This is a genomic window from Streptomyces sp. IBSNAI002 (assembly GCF_052244475.1).
Taxonomy (GTDB): Bacteria; Actinomycetota; Actinomycetes; order Streptomycetales; family Streptomycetaceae; genus Streptomyces.
This window is the reverse complement of record NZ_JBQPXG010000006.1, coordinates 348,590-366,853: the sequence shown is the minus strand read 5'-3', so window position 1 is coordinate 366,853 and position 18,264 is coordinate 348,590. Positions and strand designations below refer to the sequence as shown.

The 18,264-nt window shown below is 66.3% G+C and carries 16 protein-coding genes; 10 read left to right on the top strand and 6 right to left on the bottom strand.

Annotated features, from left to right (window positions below):
• The first annotated feature begins 12 nt into the window (after window positions 1–12).
• The 5 genes from ACTVZO_RS44635 to ACTVZO_RS44615 all read left to right on the top strand — a co-directional run bounded on the left by ACTVZO_RS44635 (window position 13) and on the right by ACTVZO_RS44615 (window position 5,814).
• Entirely contained in the window at window positions 13–1,311 is a 1,299-nt protein-coding gene (locus ACTVZO_RS44635; RefSeq protein WP_443304336.1) for a cytochrome P450, read from the top strand.
• A 107-nt stretch (window positions 1,312–1,418) separates the two neighbouring features.
• Window positions 1,419–1,862, top strand: coding sequence for an antibiotic biosynthesis monooxygenase (locus tag ACTVZO_RS44630; protein ID WP_443304335.1), 444 nt, complete (start codon window positions 1,419–1,421; stop codon window positions 1,860–1,862).
• Between the two features lie 67 nt (window positions 1,863–1,929).
• Entirely contained in the window at window positions 1,930–2,442 is a 513-nt protein-coding gene (locus tag ACTVZO_RS44625) for a DinB family protein (RefSeq protein ID WP_215143827.1), read from the top strand.
• Between the two features lie 136 nt (window positions 2,443–2,578).
• Window positions 2,579–3,763 carry a macrolide family glycosyltransferase gene (locus tag ACTVZO_RS44620; protein ID WP_443304334.1) on the top strand — a complete coding sequence of 395 codons (1,185 nt, stop codon included), beginning with the start codon at window positions 2,579–2,581 and terminating at the stop codon, window positions 3,761–3,763.
• Window positions 3,764–4,203: 440 nt separating this feature from the next.
• Window positions 4,204–5,814 (top strand): TROVE domain-containing protein, encoded by a 1,611-nt coding sequence (locus ACTVZO_RS44615; RefSeq protein WP_443304333.1) that lies wholly within the window; start codon window positions 4,204–4,206, stop codon window positions 5,812–5,814.
• Window positions 5,815–5,905: 91 nt separating this feature from the next.
• Here ACTVZO_RS44615 and ACTVZO_RS44610 read toward each other — a convergent pair whose 3' ends face one another.
• A complete protein-coding gene (locus ACTVZO_RS44610; RefSeq protein WP_443304332.1) occupies window positions 5,906–7,030 on the bottom strand; it encodes a serine hydrolase domain-containing protein in 1,125 nt (374 codons plus the stop codon).
• Window positions 7,031–7,150: 120 nt separating this feature from the next.
• Here ACTVZO_RS44610 and ACTVZO_RS44605 point away from each other — a divergent pair, with 120 nt between their 5' ends.
• On the top strand, window positions 7,151–8,032 hold the full coding sequence (locus ACTVZO_RS44605) for an AraC family transcriptional regulator (RefSeq protein ID WP_443304331.1): 882 nt from the start codon (window positions 7,151–7,153) through the stop codon (window positions 8,030–8,032).
• Between the two features lie 75 nt (window positions 8,033–8,107).
• Here the strand turns inward: ACTVZO_RS44605 and ACTVZO_RS44600 are convergent, their stop codons facing one another.
• Both ACTVZO_RS44600 and ACTVZO_RS44595 read right to left on the bottom strand, forming a co-directional pair.
• A complete protein-coding gene (locus tag ACTVZO_RS44600) occupies window positions 8,108–8,986 on the bottom strand; it encodes a haloalkane dehalogenase (protein WP_443304330.1) in 879 nt (292 codons plus the stop codon).
• Between the two features lie 68 nt (window positions 8,987–9,054).
• Entirely contained in the window at window positions 9,055–10,479 is a 1,425-nt protein-coding gene (locus ACTVZO_RS44595) for an MFS transporter (protein WP_443304329.1), read from the bottom strand.
• Window positions 10,480–10,856: 377 nt separating this feature from the next.
• Here ACTVZO_RS44595 and ACTVZO_RS44590 point away from each other — a divergent pair, with 377 nt between their 5' ends.
• Window positions 10,857–11,246 (top strand): hypothetical protein, encoded by a 390-nt coding sequence (locus ACTVZO_RS44590; RefSeq protein ID WP_443304328.1) that lies wholly within the window; start codon window positions 10,857–10,859, stop codon window positions 11,244–11,246.
• 227 nt (window positions 11,247–11,473) lie between these two features.
• Entirely contained in the window at window positions 11,474–12,943 is a 1,470-nt protein-coding gene (locus tag ACTVZO_RS44585; RefSeq protein WP_443304327.1) for a hypothetical protein, read from the top strand.
• A gap of 166 nt (window positions 12,944–13,109) precedes the next feature.
• Here the strand turns inward: ACTVZO_RS44585 and ACTVZO_RS44580 are convergent, their stop codons facing one another.
• Window positions 13,110–14,453, bottom strand: coding sequence for a hypothetical protein (locus ACTVZO_RS44580; RefSeq protein ID WP_443304326.1), 1,344 nt, complete (start codon window positions 14,451–14,453; stop codon window positions 13,110–13,112).
• Between the two features lie 134 nt (window positions 14,454–14,587).
• Window positions 14,588–15,367 carry a hypothetical protein gene (locus ACTVZO_RS44575; protein WP_443304325.1) on the bottom strand — a complete coding sequence of 260 codons (780 nt, stop codon included), beginning with the start codon at window positions 15,365–15,367 and terminating at the stop codon, window positions 14,588–14,590.
• A 77-nt stretch (window positions 15,368–15,444) separates the two neighbouring features.
• Here ACTVZO_RS44575 and ACTVZO_RS44570 point away from each other — a divergent pair.
• Window positions 15,445–16,640 (top strand): IS3 family transposase gene (locus tag ACTVZO_RS44570; protein ID WP_443296327.1). Its coding sequence is split into 2 segments (ribosomal slippage): window positions 15,445–15,697 and window positions 15,697–16,640, totalling 1,197 coding nucleotides; the frame shifts between segments, so codons are not numbered across the junction.
• A 634-nt stretch (window positions 16,641–17,274) separates the two neighbouring features.
• On the top strand, window positions 17,275–17,523 hold the full coding sequence (locus ACTVZO_RS44565; protein ID WP_443304324.1) for a hypothetical protein: 249 nt from the start codon (window positions 17,275–17,277) through the stop codon (window positions 17,521–17,523).
• 41 nt (window positions 17,524–17,564) lie between these two features.
• Here the strand turns inward: ACTVZO_RS44565 and ACTVZO_RS44560 are convergent, their stop codons facing one another.
• Window positions 17,565–17,912, bottom strand: a complete 348-nt coding sequence (locus ACTVZO_RS44560; RefSeq protein ID WP_443304323.1) for a hypothetical protein — start codon at window positions 17,910–17,912, stop codon at window positions 17,565–17,567.
• Window positions 17,913–18,264: the final 352 nt, after the last annotated feature.

Sequence of the window (18,264 nt, the reverse complement as noted above, 5' to 3'; positions counted from 1 at the left end):
AGACGTACCGTCATGCTCACGCTCGACACGCTCGACATCACCGATGAGACCGCGTACGCCGCGAACGGCGGCTACCCGTACGCCGAGTTCGACCTGCTGCGCCGCGAGGAGCCGGTGTTCTGGTACCGGCGCCCCGGCTTCGAGCCGTTCTGGGTGCTGACCCGGCACGAGGACATCGCGTACGTCTCGCGCAACCCGAAGCTCTTCTCCAGCGCGCAGCGCGTCACCCTGGACACCCCCGAAGCCGTGGAGATGTTCGAGGCCCAGCTGGAGGCGCGGGCCGAGATGTTCGGGCACGCCCCCGACATGCCGCCGGCCCTCTCGTACATGGACGCGCCGCGCCACCGCCACCTGCGCCAGGTCATGGCGCCCTGCTTCACGCCGAAGGCGATCAAGGAGCTGGAGGAGCGGTTCCACGAGCTCGCCGCCGAGTACGCGCAGGCCTTCACCCGCCTGCTCGACGAGGACGGCAGCACCGCGGACGTGGCCAAGAGCCTCTCCGCGCGGCTGCCCGTCGCGGCGATCTGCGAACTGGTCGGGGCGCCCCTGAAGGACTGGGACGACATCTTCGAGTGGACCGAGGGCACCACGGCCCCCGGCGACCCCGACAATCAGCGGGACGGCGAGGACGCCGAGGCCACCTTCGCCCGCAACATGGGCGCCCTCAACGGCTACGTCGCGGGCCTGGTCCAGCAGCGCATGGCCGAGATCGACGGCACCGGCACCGACGTGCTCAGCCGGCTGGCCCGGGCGCGGATCGAGGGGGAGGCCCTGTCCTTCCACGAGATCCTCTACACCATCTTCAACCTGCTGGTCGCGGGCATCGGCACCACGCGCAACGCGACGACCGGCGGCATCCAGGCCCTCCTGGAGCACCCGGATCAGGTGGCCAAACTCCTCGAGGACCCGTCGCTGATCGAGGGCGCCGTCGAGGAGATCCTGCGCTGGACGTCGATCGCGGTGAACTTCGTGCGCACCGCCACCCAGGACACCGAGATCGGCGGCAAGCTCATCCGCAAGGGCGAGACGGTCGCGATGTGGTACCCGGCGGCCAACCGCGACGAGGCGGTCTTCGAGGACCCGTACCGCTTCGACGTCACCCGTGACGCCAGCGCCCAGATCGCGTTCGGCGGGCACGGCGAGCACGTCTGCCTGGGCCACCACCTGGCCCGGCTGGAGCTGCGGGCCGTCCTGCACGCCGTGCTGCCACTGCTCCAGGAGCTGGAACTCGTGCGCAAGCCCGAGTTCGGTGTGCTCCACCTCCAGGCCGCGGAAATCAAGCGGCTTGTCGTACGACGCAAGGATCGGTGAAACACCCAATGTCCGAGAATTCAGTACCGGAATCGCGGACGGCACCGGCTTCCCTCCGGGAATTCGCGGCCGGGGACGAGTCCGACCTCAATGTGGTCGCCCCCTGGGTGGGACCCGCGGTCGACGAGGAAACCGGAAAGCTGAAGGAACCGCTGCGCAGGCGGCACCTGATCGCCACATCCGTCGGCTGGCCGAAACCCGGACACGAGCCCGCCGCGATCGCCCTGAACGAGGCAATTCTCGCCGAGCTCTACGTTCGCCCCGGTCTGCTGGCCGTGACGCTCGCGATATCCGAGAAGAACTTCAACAGCACGCGGAGCCTCAGCATCTGGGAAGACGAAGAGGCGCTGAAGGGATTCCTGAAATCCGGTCCGCACATCGCGGCGGCGCGCCAGGTGCGAGAGCTCATGTACGACTGGGAAGGTGCGAACTGGGTCTCCGAGGAGACCCTGGAGCTGCCTACCTTCGACGATGCGAAAGCAAAACTCGACGAGGTCCGGGCGCCCGGCCCGAGCGCATTCGAGTCGTACGACGCGGACCGTTCCGCGTGAGAACACCGAGGACCGCTCGAGAATCACTCGAGCCCCACTCGAGAACGACAAGAGAAGGAGCAACCGCATGACCCTTACCGCCGAGGCGCCGGCGCAGCCGCTCACCACTCATTTCCTGCACCATTTCGACCTCGCCTACGGCATGGTGCTCGAGCTCGCCGAGGACTTCGACAACGAGACCGCACGCCTGGCGCCGGCCCCGCACAAGCCGCTGGTCTGGTTCCTCGGACACCTCATCTGCGCCACCGACTACTTCTCCACGCTGCACCAGGGCACCGAGTCCCTGGTCACGGAGGAGTTCTCCCGGCACTACGCGGGCAACGACAACAACGACTGGTCCTGGGGCCCTTCGCTGGCGGAGATGATCGAGCTCTACCAGCAGGTGCACGCGCGGATGCGGGCCTTCGTGGCCGGGCTGCGCCCCGAGGACCTCGACAGCGAGTCCCCGCTGGAGCCGTTCGGCGACGACCGGCTGAAGAACCTCGGCAAGGCGCTGTCCATCATCCAGATGCACGACGCCTACCACTGCGGCCAGATCGGCTGCCTGCGCGTCGCGCTCGGCAAGTCGGTGCCTTTCTAGCCATACCCTCGCCGGCTGGCCGAAATGCTCCGGTATCTCGGATCCGTACCGGATCCACGCGGATTCGGGATACCGGAGCGACTGCTACCGTGGCACACGGTTCGCCCGTACCGCGGTTCCAGGAAGAGGGGTTTTCATGCCTTCGCACATTGCGTTCTTCAATTTCCCGGCCATCGGCCACGTGAATCCGACACTCGGCGTCGTCGAAGAACTGGTCAAGCGGGGGCATCGGGTCACCTGCACGGCGACCGAACACTTCGCGCCCGCCATAGAGGCGATCGGAGCCGAGGTCGTCCCTCACGAATCCGTATTCGGTGAGTTCTACCGCTCTCCTTATACCGAGGAGGCGAATGCGGGCGAGGGAATGCGGTGTCTCGACGACTCGACCGGCCTCGTCGAGCAGGTCGGCCCCTTCTACGAGAAGAACCGTCCCGACGTCATCGTCCACGACTTCATGGCGTGGGGCGCGCGTTTCTACGGCGCCAAGAACGACATCCCGCTCGTCCGCCTCTACCCCACCTACGGGGCCAATGAGCACTTCTCCATCCAGGAGAAGTTCCCGCTGGCCACATACGAAGACCCGCAGGTCATGGAAATGATCGGCAAGCTCGCCGGTCTGCTCCCGGAATTCAACCTGCCGGCCGACCCCGTGGCCTTCTTCACGAGCATCGAGAAGCTCGGCATCATCTTCCTGCCGCGCGACTTCCACTACGACGGCGACACCTTCGACGAGCGCTTCGTCTTCGCCGGCCCCAGCCTCGGCGACCGCTCCTTCCAGGGCGCCTGGGAGCCCGCGTCGGCGGACCGCCCGGTCCTCCTGATCTCGCTGGGCACCGCCGCCACCGGCTGGGCCGAGTTCTTCCGCATGGCCGTCGAGGCGTTCGGCGACAGCGAGTGGGACGTCGTCATGGCCGTCGGCGACCACATCGACACCGCCGACCTCGGCGAGCTGCCCGCCAACTTCGACGTGCGCCGCCACGTGCCGCAGCTCGAAGTCCTGCGCCACGCCAAGCTGTTCGTCACCCACGGCGGCATGAACAGCGTCATGGAGTCCCTGTACAACGGCGTGCCCATGGTCGTGATCCCCCAGATGAACGAGCAGAAGGCCAACGCCCTGCGCGTCGACGAGCTGGGCCTGGGCCGCCACCTGAGCAAGGAAGACACCACCGTCGACACCCTGCGCGAGGCCGTCACGACCGTGGCCGCCGACACCGAGGCGACCGCCCGCGTGGCGAACCTGGGCGAGGCCATGCGCCAGGTCGACGGCGCGGCACTGGCCGCCGACGCCATCGAAAAGTTCATGACCCAGCAAGCCGGCTAACCACCCACCACCACAACCCCAGCCCCCAGCCCCCGGCCGCCCGTACGGCCGGGGGCTGCCGGCTGCCCGGCGAGCCGGGGCGGCCGCTGGTGATCTTGTAGATCGGTCTCACGCCCACCCGGTACACCCTGCGCGTCAGACTTCGTCGGCGTCCTGGCCCTCGTCTCCGTACAGGCGCTGCTCGAGGTCGCTACCGTTAATTCGTTGGTGCGCGATCAGTCGGCCTGCTTGAGTGTCATCGCGACCGCGCCCCCGATGCGCCCGGCTGCGGCTACTTCCTTCTGACAACCAAGTGACGCCGCCGCCTCCTTTGATCTCGGGTGGCGCGGCCGCAGCCTCGCTCGCCCCGTCGACCATCTGTCCGGGGCCGTCCGTTCCTTTGGATCCGGGGGGATTCACTGCCTCGCTACACCCAGCGCGTCTCCAAGGTCTGGTCCGAGATGCTCGTGGCCCCGCACGTCTCGGCGGCGGCCGCCGCCGCCCACACCGCTTTCGCGCCCGCGGTCCACCACCGCCGCAGCGGGCGGGCCATGCACACGTACGAAGGCGGACCGGCCTTCGTACGGGAACCCCGGGAAGAGCTCTTCCTCCTGGCCGTCGGCAACTTCGTCTCCCAGCAGACCTTCTACGAGAGCGGCCGGGAGCGCGACGACCGCTATGCCCGCCTCGTGGGCCAACTCGCCGTCGAGGACCCCGTATGGACGGCCGGGCTGCTGCGCTGGCTGCGCGGCGAGGGCAATATGCGCACGGCGTCCTTGGTGGGAGCCGCCGCGTACGTCCGGGCTCGGCTCCAGGCCGGGGCGGCCGGCGGCCCGTCCAACCGGTCCGTGATCGACTCGGTGCTCCAGCGCGCCGATGAACCCGGAGAGCTGCTCGCCCACTGGACCTCGCGGTACGGGCGCAACGTGCCGCAGCCCGTGAAGCGGGGCATTGCCGACGCCGTGCGCCGGCTGTACTCCTCGCGGTCCCTGCTGAAGTACGACACCGCGTCCAAGGCCTTCCGCTTCGGGGACGTGCTGAACCTGGTGCACGCCTCGCCCGACCCGGCCAAGCCCCGGCAGGGTGCCCTCTTCCGGTACGCCCTGGACCGGCGCCACCACCCGGAACAGGCGGCCGTACCGGCCTCGGACAGGCTGCTGACCGTGCACCGTGCGCTGATGGACCTGCCGGCGGACGAGCGGCGGGCCGCGGTGACCGGGCCGGGCGGCGCCGAACGGCTGGCCGCGGCGGGCATGACCTGGGAGAGCCTGGCGGGCTGGGTCCGAGGGCCGATGGACGCCGCCGTGTGGGAGGCGGTGATCCCCTCGATGGGCCCGATGGCGCTCCTGCGGAACCTGCGGAACTTCGACGAGGCGGGGGTCTCGGACGAGGTCGCGGCGCGGGTCGCGGCACGGATCTCGGATGCCGACGAGGTGGCCCGGTCCCGGCAGTTCCCCTTCCGGTACCTGGCCGCCCACCGGCACGCGCCGTCGCCCCGCTGGGCTGCCCCGCTGGAGCAGGCACTGGGCCACTCGCTGGCCAACGTGCCGTCCCTGCCCGGCCGGACGCTGATCCTGGTGGACCGGTCCGACTCCATGTTCTGGGACACCGTCTCCGAGCGGTCCACGCTCAGCCGGGCGGACGCGGCGGCCGTCTTCGGGGCCGCGCTGGCGATGCGCGCCGAGCAGGCGGACCTGGTGGAGTTCGGCTGGTCCAGCGCGCTCGTGCCGTTCGGGGCGGGCGAACCGGTACTCGAGGTGCTGAAACGATTCCACCGTCTCGGGGGCACTCAGACCACGACGGCGCTGCGCGTCCACTACCGGGACCACGACCGCGTGCTGATCGTCACCGACGAGCAGGCGGCGCCCCACGGCCGCGGCCGGCCGGCCGAACCAGTGCCGTCCGGCATCCCGGTGTACACGTGGAACCTGGCGGGGTACCAGCCGGGCCACATCCCGCCGGGCCCCCACCGGCACACCTTCGGAGGGCTCACGGACGCCGCGTTCCGGATGATCGGCCTCATCGAAGCCGGCCGCCACGCCGCCTGGCCCTGGACCGCCGACCCGGAGTGACGGGCCGGCGCGAACTCCTCGCCAAGCGGTCGGCCGCACGGGCGGCGGGCTGACCGCGCGCCGTCCGTCCCGCCGTGACGGAGTCGGTCGGTCAGTGCAGGCCGCTGTAGGCGGCCATGACGATCTCCATTCCGCGGTTGTCCTCCTGCCGGTCCCTGTCGATCATCCGGTTCATGACGTAGGCCACCGTCATACGTGAGCCGGGGTCGCTCACGACCAGTGAACCGCCCCAGCCGCCCCAGCCGAAGGCGGTGCCGAACTTGCCGAAGCCCGTCGTCCAGGTCATCGGCGTCCCCAGGACACGGTCTTCGCCGCTGAACACCTCCTGCCAGGCGGGCTCGCACCCCCGGGCGGACAGCAGCCGCACACCACCGGCCGCTCCCCGGTTCGCGAGTACCGACTGGACGAGGGCGACAGAGCGGGCGTTGCCGAAGCCGTTCACCGCGGGAATCTGCGCACGGCGCCAGGCCACCGAGTTGACGTCCTTGACCTGGATGGCGGCGCCTGTGGTCTCCCGCGGTACGCCGTCCGCTCCCGCCGGGGCGCTGGCGGTGTACTCCTCGGTCAGTTCATGCGGCGGGATGAGCGGCGCGACGCGGTGGTCGTGCTCGGCGGACAGACCGATGTGGAAGTCCGCGCCCAGCGGTTTGGCCACCTCCTCGGCGAAGAACTCGCCGAGGCTGCGACCGGTGATGCGGCGCACGACCTCGCCCACGAGGAACCCGAAGGTGAGGGCGTGATATCCGGCTGCCGTTCCCGGCTCCCACGCGAGGGCCTGCGCGGCCAGCCTTGCCGTCACGCTCTCCCAGTCGTAGAGCTCCTCGGCCGCTCGCAGCCCGGACAGGTCCGGCAAACCCGCGGTGTGTGACAGTACGTGCCGTACCAGCACGCTCTCCTTGCCGGCCGCGGCGAACTCGGGCCAGTAGGCGGCGACCGGCGCGGACAGATCGAGACGGCCCTCGTCGGCCAGGATCAGCGCGCACAGGGCGGTCATGTTCTTGCTGGTCGAGTTCACCCCGACGAGGGTGTCCCGCTCCCAGCCGACGGTCCGGGCCGTGTCGGCGTACCCGCCCCAGAGGTCGACCACCGGCTCGCCGTCCACGTAGACGGCAGCCGAGGCGCCCACGTCGCCCACGTCGTCCTCGCCGAGCAAAGCCGCCAGCGCCTCGCGGACCGCGACGAAGCGCGGCTCACAGAATCCCTCGATGTCCTTCATGGGTGTAAGCCTCGGCCGCCGGCCAGGTCCGTGGCCCGACAATTCGCGCGCGGGATTTGTCGGGCGGGGCGCGGGGGAATCCCCTGTACTCCAAGAGACGAGAACGAAGGACGGGTGCGCATGCTGGAGCGGCTGAACAAGGCGCTGGACCATCTGGAGGAATGCCTCGACCAGGACATCGACATGGCCGAGGTGGCCCGGATCGCGACCGTGTCGGAGTACCACTTCCGGCGGCTGTTCTCCGCGCTCTCCGGGATGCCACTCCCGCTGTACGTACGGCGCCGGCGGATGACCCTCGCCGGAGCGGAGGTGCTGGCAGGGGAACGCACGCTGCTCGATGTCGCGACGAGGTACGGGTACGGCTCGGGCGAGGCGTTCGCCCGGGCGTTCCGGTCGGTGCACGGCATCGGGCCGGGTGAGGCCAGGGCCACGGGAGCCGTGCTGACGTCCCAGCCGCGGATGTCCTTCCGTGTCGTCGTGGAAGGAAGCACGACCATGCGGTACCGGATCGTGGAGAAGGAGTCGTTCCGCTTCGCCGGCAGGAAGGCGCGCGTACCCCTCGTGTACGAGGGAGCCAACACGGCTGCCTCGGCGCACGTGGCGAGCCTGGACGCGCAGGCGATCGGCCGGATGAAGCAGCTGGCCGAGGGGGAGCCTGACGGGGTCTTGTCGGCGACGGTGTACCTGACCGACAGCCGGGAGGAGGGCGCCGAAGTGGACTACTGGGTCGGCGTGACGACCGGCCCCGAGACCACCGCGGAGGAGCTCGACTGCCTCGAGGTGCCGTCCGGGACCTGGGCGGTCTTCGACAACCGCGGGCCCTACCCGAGCGCCCTCCAGGAGCTCTGGCGGGACGTGTTCACGCAGTGGTTCCCCTCGAACCCGTACACGCCCCGGCCGGGCCCGGAGCTCTTGCGGACCCGGCCGGTGGAGATCGGCGCGGAGACCGACTCCCAGCTGTGGATCCCGGTCGAACGGGTCAGTCCCGGAGGCGGGCCCTGACGATCACCTCGTCAGGACGGCAAGGCGACGGCGGGCCTCCTCGTCATCGAGGTGATCCGTCAGCGCCGAACGGATCTACAGATCCCGCAGCCAGGAGGCGAGCGCTGTCCCGACCTCGTCTGGCGAGTCCTCCTGGATCATGTGGCTGCCCGTGATCGTCAGATGTGTCTGATTCGGCCATGACCGGGCGACGGCGCGGTGCGCTTCGAACATGACGCCGGGCACTGATTCGATGAATAGCTTCGGAATCGAAGAGGTGGCGAGCCATTCCGCATAGCGAGTGATGATGTCGTGGACGTCCTTGGGCTCGCCTGCGATGGGGACTTGCCGCGGCCAGGTCAGGGTGGGCCTGCGAGGTTCACCCGGCTCGGTGTAGGGGCGCCGGTAGACAGCCATCTCCTCTTCGGAGAGCCCACGCAGTACCTGATGCGGCAGGACTTCCTCGACGAGAAAGTTTCGGTCGAGGACCATTTCTTCCCCTGCGGTGGAGCGGATCGCCTGGAGGAACTCGGCTCCCTGGCCGGGAATGCCGTCCCAGGAGGGGATCGTGGCCACGAAGGCCTCCATGTAGGCGATGCCCCGGACTGCGGCGGGGTGCCGGTAGGCCCAGTCGAAGCCCAAGGCCGATCCCCAGTCCTGCACCACCAAGGTCACCCGTTCGCGCACACCCAGGGCCTGGAGGAGCTCGTCCAGGTACCGCCGGTGTTCGATGAAGCGGTAGGAGTCCGGTCCGCTGCCGGGGAGCTTGTCCGAATCACCCATCCCGATCAGGTCCGGTGCGATACACCGTCCTTGGTCCACCACGTGCGGGATCACATTGCGCCAGATGTACGACGACGTCGGGTTCCCGTGCAGGAAGACGATCGGGTCGCCTTCTCCTTCATCGATGTACGCCATATCAAGGCCACCGACCTTGATGCGGTGCTTCTGGTAGTGGTCCCCTGACGAAACCATTCGCGCTCCTTGTTCTCGGGTTCGCCCAGCAAGCTGAATCACTGATTATCGGCGTCTGCCCTTGCGTGTCAGCGTCTGCGCCGCAGGCGCTGGAGGGGAATCAGGTTGAGGAGGAGGCCGGCGGCGGCCACAGCGGTGATGAGGTTCAGGCCGGGCCGGTAGGGGGTGAAGGTGCCGCCGCCGTGTCCCGCTCCGCCGAGCAGCCCGGTCAGGACGGCGAGGATGAGGGCGGCTCCGACCATCGCTGAGGTCTGGACCAGACCGGAGGCGAGGCCCTGTTCCTCGTTGCGGATGCCCTCGGTGGCCTGCGCCATGATGGTGCCGTAGCCGAGGGCGAAGCCGGTACCGAGCAGCAGGAGGGACGGCAGCATCGTGGTCAGGTAGGGGGGCGAGCCGGCCGCAGTGGTCAGGAACCAGGCGTACCCCAGGGTGGTGGCCACCATGGAGAGGCGGATCAGCGGTGTGGTTCCGAAACGGTTGATGAGTTTGCCCGCGACGGGCGAGCCGACCGCGACGACGATTCCGATCGGGAGCAGCGCGAAGGCCATGCGCAGGGGGGACCAGCCGCGTCCGTCCTGAAGGAACAGGGTGAGCATGAACTGGAAGCTCATGTAGGAGCCGACGAGTGCCATGATGCTCAAGTTGGCGCGGATCGTGCTGCTGTGGCGCAGGATGCCGAGTCGTATGAGTGGGTGGCGGACACGCTTTTCGATCAGGATGAAGGCGGCCAGTAGTGCGATGGCGAGGGCCAGGGTGCCGAGTGTTTCGGGCGAGGTCCAGCCCTTGGCCGGTGCGGTGACGACGGCGTAGACGACGAGCAGCATGCCCAGGGTCAGCGTGATGGCGCCGGCCGGGTCGTGGCCGCCAGTCTTGACGGGGCGGTCCTTGGGGATCAGCTTCCATCCGGCGGCGAGGGCGAGCAGCGCGAGCGGGGCGGGCATCAGGAAGACATAGCGCCACCCGATGCCGGTCAGCAGGCCGCCGAGGACGAGGCCAAGGGAGTAGCCCATGGCGCCGAAGAGGCTGAAGACCGACAGTGCCCGGTTGCGCTGGGGGCCCTCCGGGAAGGTCGTGGTGAGCAGGGACAGGCTGGTGGGGGCCGTGAAGGCCGCGGCCACGCCCTTGACGAACCGGGTCGCGATCAACAACGAACCGCTGTCGACCAGACCGCCGCACAGCGAGGCGGCAGCGAAGACGCCCAGAGCGATCAGGAAGACCCGTCGACGTCCCAGCAGGTCGGCAGCCCGGCCGCCGAGCAGCAGCAGACCGCCGTACCCCAGAAAGTAGCCGTTGACGATCCACTGCAGCGAAGTGGGCCCCATGCCCAGATCGTGACCGATGGACGGCAACGCGATGCCGACCATCGATCCGTCCAGACCGTCCAGGAACAGCACGAGGCACAGCACAGCGAGGACACCCCACAGCCGTGCCGGCCATCGCTGCTGCTCGGCACGGCCCGGCAGTGTTCTGGTGGGGAGGACGGTCGTGGACATCAGCGAGACTCTCCGTGAAGGACCGCGAGGGTAGACGGCCCGCGAGGCCTGCTTATGGGCAGACGTATCACCCTATTGATCGCGTTATGCGCCTTTCATCAACCGATCGGCCCGTGGTGCGGGGGAGGTCCGGCCGGGACGCGGACACCGTCAACCGCGAACCGTCGATCGGCATCGAGCGGCGATCCACTGGCAGTCCGGCACCGCCCGGCTCCTGCCCCGACTCACCGCCCGCCGCACCAGCGGTCCGCTGTTCCTCACCGGCCGCAAGGGCAGGCGGTGTGCCCCATCGACTTCCCCGAGGGGAATACCAGACATTTCCGCATGCAGTTTACTGGAACAGCCCACATCAATAACGGCATAAGGAAAGCGTTGAGATGGAGAATGTTACCGAGGATCAGATTCCGCAAGAATCTCTGGAGGGTGCCGCAGATGACTTCAATCATCTCGCTTCGTCGGGCTTCCACTCAGGCATTTGCAGCGTTTGCCTGCAGACGAGAAACTTCACCTTCACCACGAAGTGTCATTTCGACGCATGCTACCTCTGCCTGGCAACTTGGGCGTTCTACACGCCGCGCAGACCCGGTATGGAGGTTCCGTGCCCGAACTGCCGAAAGGGACTCTTCTACGACTCGGACGCTCCATCACTTCCAGTGCAGGAGAGTTTGACGGTCGGCGATCTTGAGCAGATTACGCAGACGCATTCCCATCACGATGGGTCCGACTTCGACGATTCCGGAGAAGGCTATATTGGTGGAAATAATTAGAATCCCATCCACCGGAAATCCAATCCTGTGGAGCCTTCCTCATCGGTGAGGTTTTCGGTCAGGGTCAAGCTGTGTGCGGGTAGCTGCCCTGAGGGAACATCGGAAGCGAAATTCGCAACATAAATTGAGGCTCTCCTATGGAATCTAGTACCGGTCCGGACCGGGTGGTTTATGTGGCAGCGCACGGCATGGACCCAGGAGGCCCTGGGACCTTCGTTCCTGAAGGAGTGACCGTCGCATTCTTCGCCAAGCCCCGTACGAGTCTTAGCGCTCTCGTCGGTATGCGCGTGCTGGAGCTTCTCCATGATAAAGGGGAAGAGGAGTTCACTGGCACCGCTGACGGCAAGGTAAAAGTCCCCAACTATATCCTCGGATCCTTCTCCGATCTGAAATATGCCGCACGTATCCAGATCGGAAAGGTGGAAGCCGAGACGGCGAAGGTCGAGGCTCCACTTTGCTTCGTCGGCGGAAATTTTCTTCCCAGTCCCTCGCAGCTATGCACCGACCATGAGACGTGCCGCCCGCCTCGGCATCATTGCGCCGGAGTTTTCGGGCTCCTCGACGAGTTCAACATCATTCGCATCTCCTGCTGTCGCCCGCGTCCGCAGGAGATCAGGCCGCATGGCGCGGTCACGCGAGAGCTAGTGAGAGACCCTGACCCTGAAGCCTTCCGCAATACGCGGAAAACCGTGAATGCATTCGAGAAGTTGATTTACGATGTCCAGAAGGATTCTGTGACCGATGATGAGACAAAACTCGAGGCCGCTCGCGTCGCCTTTGAAAGCTTTACGCCAAAGGATCAGGCGAGAACGCTGGGAGATTCGCTGATCGCTTCACTTTGGTATGAAATTCAGTGTGCCAGGGATCAGCGTGCCAGGGAGGGCGACTGGGGACTCTACGTCTATTACACGACGATGGATGGTCAGGTCAAGCGGCAAATTGTCCAGAATAAGAACCTGAAAGCCGCGTTGGTAAAGTGCAGGCAGCAGGCAGACGCGCTGTCCGACAACACCAAGTGTCATAAATGGTTCGACAGTCTGCCCGCTCAAGATCAGCGCTGGGTCACCAAGCTCAGCCCGGATGTCGAACGCTGGGCCAAGCCCATGTTCGCGTTCAACAGGATCCGAGATGCCGGCGTCTACGCCCTCTGGAACAAGGGACTGCCGATCAGTGCCTTCGCTGCACTCAAAGGTCTCACTCAGGGCGACCGGATCATCAAGGCCTACGCCGAGAGCGAGCCGGCGACTGTCGAGGTGTCCGGTGTCGGCGAGGCCTTCGTGACCCGCTGGAAGGACCCCAACACCACAGACGCCGACCGCCAGGCCGACTGGGACATGCTGCCGGAGGAGGAACGAAGGGCCTTGAGCCGGCTCGTCCCGCAGACGGTCGCCGCGTGGCAGATGCGTGAGTACCTGCACGGTGCAATCGGTGCGCTTCCATCCCCCTGCATCCTGACTGCCTACCTGTGGTTGCTCCATCAGGAAGAGGGCGTCCAGGACGCAGCAGCACTCCACCCTGACTGGACCGACGTCATCGACAACGGGCTGGAGATCTTGGACCGGTGGGCCGATCAAGCCACCACCGACGCCCACCGACTGTCGGATTGGCAGACGTGGCCCGAACACGAGCGGGAAGCGCTCAGCCAGCTGGCCCCAGACGCTGTCAATGCTTGGAAGGCCCGGGCAGGAGTGCCCTGAGCTGGGTGTTCAGCCTCGACGCGGCGCTGTCACGTGATCGAGGGCGCGATCTGACGCGCCGCCGGCCTGTCCGCCACTGCCTGAACGACAGCCGCTGACAGGCCCGGCATGCCCCGGCACACCCTCGGACGACGGTCACGCCTTCGAGGTCAGTACAACTGAAGCGTCAGTTCTTCATTCGGTCATACGGCACGTTTGCCGTTGAGCGGAACCCTCCGGGCTTCCTGCCTTTGGCGGTTTCGCACCAGCCATGAACCGACATGCCGAGCGCGCTGTGAGTGGAGAGTACTTCTGAAACTACCTTCTTTGGCAGCTCCAAAGGGTCCAGATCGTCAGAAGCTTCCGCGTATCCGGAAGCGAAGGTCACTGCGGCCCTCTTCAGCCTGGCGGCCATATCACTCAGATCCCCTACTTCCACCCTGCCGTCCTTGACCGCCTTCACATGCAGATCGATCGCCATGAGGCAATCATTGAAATCTTCGATGAAGTCAGGTTTCCGGTCGGTTGGCCACTTTATTTCGCTGTGCAGCGTCGAGCGTACCGCGGAGATGATCGTCTCCACCTCGCCGCACTGTGCAACGTAGTCATCCCACTGCTTCTGATCTTCGCCTGTCTGACTTCCCGGCACCTCTGAAGATGTATCCAGCGCAGAGACCCCGCCGAGGGCCTGGCTGATAGACTCGCCGATTTTCGAGTTGACCTGGAAGAAGCTCAGAAATGCCGCGTGCGCATTTGCGACATCGGCGGTGGGGGAATTGCCGTCGACCTTGGCCGCGTATTCCCTCTGGAATTCGCCTGCCGTTTCAGCGAGCTGTAGTGCACTCTTCTTGAGATTGCCGGAGTTCGGGAGGTTGTTCCTTTTCGCCACCGAAAGTTCGAAAACTATCGCCTTGAGCGCTTCTGCAATCTTTTTAACGGACTCCGCCTGCCATGACGTATGCAGCGATTTCCGCAGGAATGGTGTAAGGACTTCGTAGGTGAGATCGTTCAGCACGAGGGCCCTCTTGATGGCCGCCGCCTCTCGCTCGCGCTCCCGTTCGACGGCCGTCTTTTTTCGTGCCAGGCCTTCGTCGCCCGCGGCCGCAGAATTGACCGCCTTCCTACTCGCTTCCCTTTTCTCGGAAGTGAACTCCTGCCACTGATCAACCTGGGTGGATTGCGCCGACAGTTCGTTCCGCTTCCGCATCAATTGCGGAATGACTACGGTCTGAAGGGTGCTGATGACGTTGGCCGGGTAGTCTATGACTGCCGACAGGAACTGCTCCTGCATGCTGCCGAACAGACTGTACGGCGGCTCGGCGACGATCACCTCTTGAAGTTTGTCTTCATCGATGGATTCAGGGACCGTCCCGAACACGTACGACAGCAGGTCATTTACGACTTGCTTCGCATTGTCGTCCTGTCCGATGTGGGAATCTTGCAGGATCTTGATAAACTTAGTGGCGTCTAGCCGCTGGTATTCCATGGTCAACTCTCGTCCCAGGGTGGAATGGTCGAGAGCGAGTCTCATGCTGTGCCTACCTGCTGCCCATCCCCTTTGAGGAAGACTTTCGGTCAAGGGGGGCGGGGTGAAGCTTCCCCTTGACCGTGGACCTCTGGTTCACGGGCCCGGCCGGGGCGCCCGAGTCAACCCCGCCGTCACCGTCAGCCGGTACAGCCCGGTACGGCTCCGGGCGGAGCGCAGTTGTCCGGCTGGTTGCGGCGCACCAGGGACTGCCGCAGCGTCACGACGCCTTCGCGCACAAAGATTCCGCCCCCCTGTCCATCCGGCTGGCCCACGGTGTTGCGCACGACGGTGGCACCGGTCAGCGTCGCGGTCCCGTCCTCTGCGTAGATGCCACCGCCCCCCGAGCCGGCGGAATTGCCGTACACCTTCGTGTCCGACAGTACGAGCGAGCCGTCGTTGTGGAATCCTCCACCGATCCCGCCGGCAGTGTTGTCGTGCACGGCCGAGCGGAGCAGGGTGAGTTCGGCGTCATCGAGATTGAAGACACCGCCTCCCCTGCCGGCCGCAGTGTTGTGGTGCACGTTGGTCGCCGTGAGCCTCATCGTGCCAATGCCCTCGTTGGAGATGCCGCCGCCGAAGGCGGCCGTGTTGTGGTGCACTGTGGAGCGGGTCACCGTTACGTTGCCGCCGTTGTTGCGGATGCCGCCGCCATCCGCGCCGGGTGGGCCGGGATTCCGGATCTTTGCAGCGCCGTTGACGATGGAGAGACTCTCCAAGTAGACCCGGACGTTCCCGTTGACGGTGATGGTCGTGTCCTGGTGGTTTCCGTCCAGGACGGCGCCCCAGCGGCCGGTCAGGGAAAGATCTTTGTCGATGGTGAAGGGGCCGATACACCTTCCCCTGACCTCCAGCCGCGAGCCCGGCGCGGCAGCGGCGATCGCCGCCCGCAGAATTGCGGCATCGTTTTTGCAGTTCACTACTCTTCCTGTGAGGCGCCCCGAACCTTCCGGACAGTGGTCCCACTACGGTGGGACCACTCGGAAAGGGAAGTCGGTTGTCGCAGAAACGCAGGAAATTTAGCCCGGAGTATCGGGAAGAGGCCGTGAAGATGGTGATCGAGACGTCGCGTCCGGTCGCCCAGGTCGCCCGGGAACTCGGACTCGTTGAAGGAACTCTGGGAAACTGGGTCAACGCATACCGTCGTGAGCATGATGGCGAGGAGCCGGAACTCACGCTCGACGAGCGCGCCCGCCTGCGGGAGCAGGAACGAGAATTGCGCGAGCTGCGACAGAAAGTCGCTTTCCTGGAAAAAGTTGCAGCGTACTTCGCCAAGGACCCTCGGTGAGCGACAAGTTCGAGTTCATCGATGCAGAGTACGCAATATTTACCACGAACACTGAAGACACGGTGCCGGTTGCCAAGATGTGCGACTGGCTGGAAGTATCCCGCTCCGGCTTCTACGAATGGCGGAGCAGGCCGATTTCAGCGACTGCCCGGCGACGGGAGGATCTGAAATTGCTGATCACCAAGTCGTTCGAGGATTCTGACGAAACCTACGGCTACCGTCGGGTCCACGCCGACCTGTCCGCGTGGGGCGTCCCCTGCGGACCCGAGCTCGTGCGTGACCTCATGCGGGAACTGGACCTCCAGGCGTGTCAGCCACGACCGTGGCGCCACAGCCTCACCGAGAACGACGGCTCCGCCGGCCCGATCCCTGACCTCGTGAACCGCGACTTCACCGCCGACGCACCCGGCCGCAAAATGGTCGGCGACATCACATACATTCCAACCTGGGAAGGCTGGGTATTCCTCGCCACCGTCATCGACTGCCACACCAAAGCCGTCATCGGGTGGGCCATGGACGACAACTACAAGACCCCACTTATCGAAGCAGCCATCAAAATGGCAGCACGCAACCACCCACTCGCCGAAGACGCCATCTTTCACTCGGACCGCGGCAGCAATTACACCTCGACCCAGTTCGCCAATACACTGACCGGGCTAAGAATCCGGCAATCCGTTGGCCGGACCGGGATCTGCTACGACAATGCCATGGCGGAATCATTCTTCGCGACCCTGAAAAATGAACGTGTCCACCGGACCGTATACCCCACCCGAGAACACGCCTACCGCGACATCGCCCGCTACATAGAGGTCCGCTACAATACGAAGCGCCGTCACTCGGGACTCGGGTACCGGACCCCACGAGAGGTCCACGACGAGTACCTGAACCAGCAGCTCGCAGCCTGAATTTGCTAATTAGCAGCTGTCCGGAAAACGCGGGGCCCCTCACTGCGGCCGGCCCGTCGGCCGCCTCCACACCGGCGGCCGCCTCCGCACCCCCCATCGTCAACCCGACCATCACCGCGGCCACTGCCGCTTTCGCCTTGCCGATTGTCAGCACCGCATCCATCTCCATCAGGCCGTCTGGCATTCGCGCCCGGGTCCGAGGCGTCCTACCTGCCTGCTCGTCGTCCCTGCTCCGTGCCGGCACCCCGAGGGTTCGTACATCGATCGACCGTTACCCCGGTTCCGGTTACACCTACCTGGACCAGCACCGTGTTCGCCCGGTCGGCTGACGGCGGGGCTCGAGCGGGGGTTCGGACCCGTCCGAGATCACCGCAGTGTGGTGCCGGCGGCCGGTGCCGGCACCCCGAGAGGCGCGGACGGGGCGTCGTCATGAGGGATCCGGTAGAGGCGAAGGGCACGCTGTGGATGGCGTCTGCCCATCCGGCGCGGCAGAACGGGACATGACGACTCGTCTGAGACCACAGACCGGACCAGCCTCTACCTCTCGGACCTCCTGACCATGTGGGGCACGGCGGTGGCCGAGGGTCGCACACGAGAGGCGGGTTTCACCCAGCGGCTTCGCCAGGACGTCCGGATGTGGTGGAACGAGCTGTGCCTGACCGCCGGCCAGTTCTCCGAGCATCCCGACCACCTCCTGCGCTGGCGCCAGCTGGAGCACATGTGCCTGGAGTGCGCCGCGTGGCTGGAGCAGCTCAACGACGGCTTCTCCTCCCTCCGGCACGTACCAGGGCGGTGCCCATCCGTGACCGCCCCCGCACCCCTCCACCGCACCGTCACGGCCTGCGCACCGGCATCGAGCACCAGGTGCGGCCGGCCGCGCTGAGCCGGCGGCAGGGTGCCCTGTCCCGTGCGCCGCACCTCGCCTCACCCGCTCGAGTCGCGAGTGGCTTCGGCTTCTGTGAGCATCCGGCGCAGGTACTCGGCGTGCTCGCGGTTCGCAGGTGAGTTGGGGCTTCGCTGGGCTGCTGCTTCGGCTGTCTCGGTCCAGTCCCGCAGGACTTCGAGGGGGCGTTGGTGTCCGCACTCCAATGCGGAGTCGGACTGGTCGTAGACGACGGGCTTATAGCCGCTCACGACGACGCTGACACCTTCGTCCTGAAAGACCACGTCGAAGGGTGATGTTGCGTCGGAGTCCGCGCCCCCGGAGGCTTCGGTGGCGATCGTGAACTGCTCCTTGGGGTTCATCCAGTGCACCGGCCGGCCGTGGTGCACGGCCGCGTCCTCCGTTACCCGCAGCAGCGCGCCGAGTGGCCTTACGCTGCGGCGCTGCCCGCCCTTCCGCGGAGGCCGCACTGCAGACGACAAGCTTGACCACGGGCCCCACCCCGCGACCGTGCAGTGCGCCTACTGAGCGCGCCGCCAGTGAAAGGCGGGGTGGCACCCTCGCGGCGGGGAACTGGCCCACGGCCTGCACCGGCTCCGGAACTCGGGAGGTCGAGGACGCGCGCCCTCCGACGCGCAGGTCCCTGCTACGGCTGAAGTTCGAGGTCCCGGCGGAAGTCACCCGGGGAGACACCTGGACCTTGTGGCAAGATCTCACGCCCGCCCCACCCGGCACACCCTG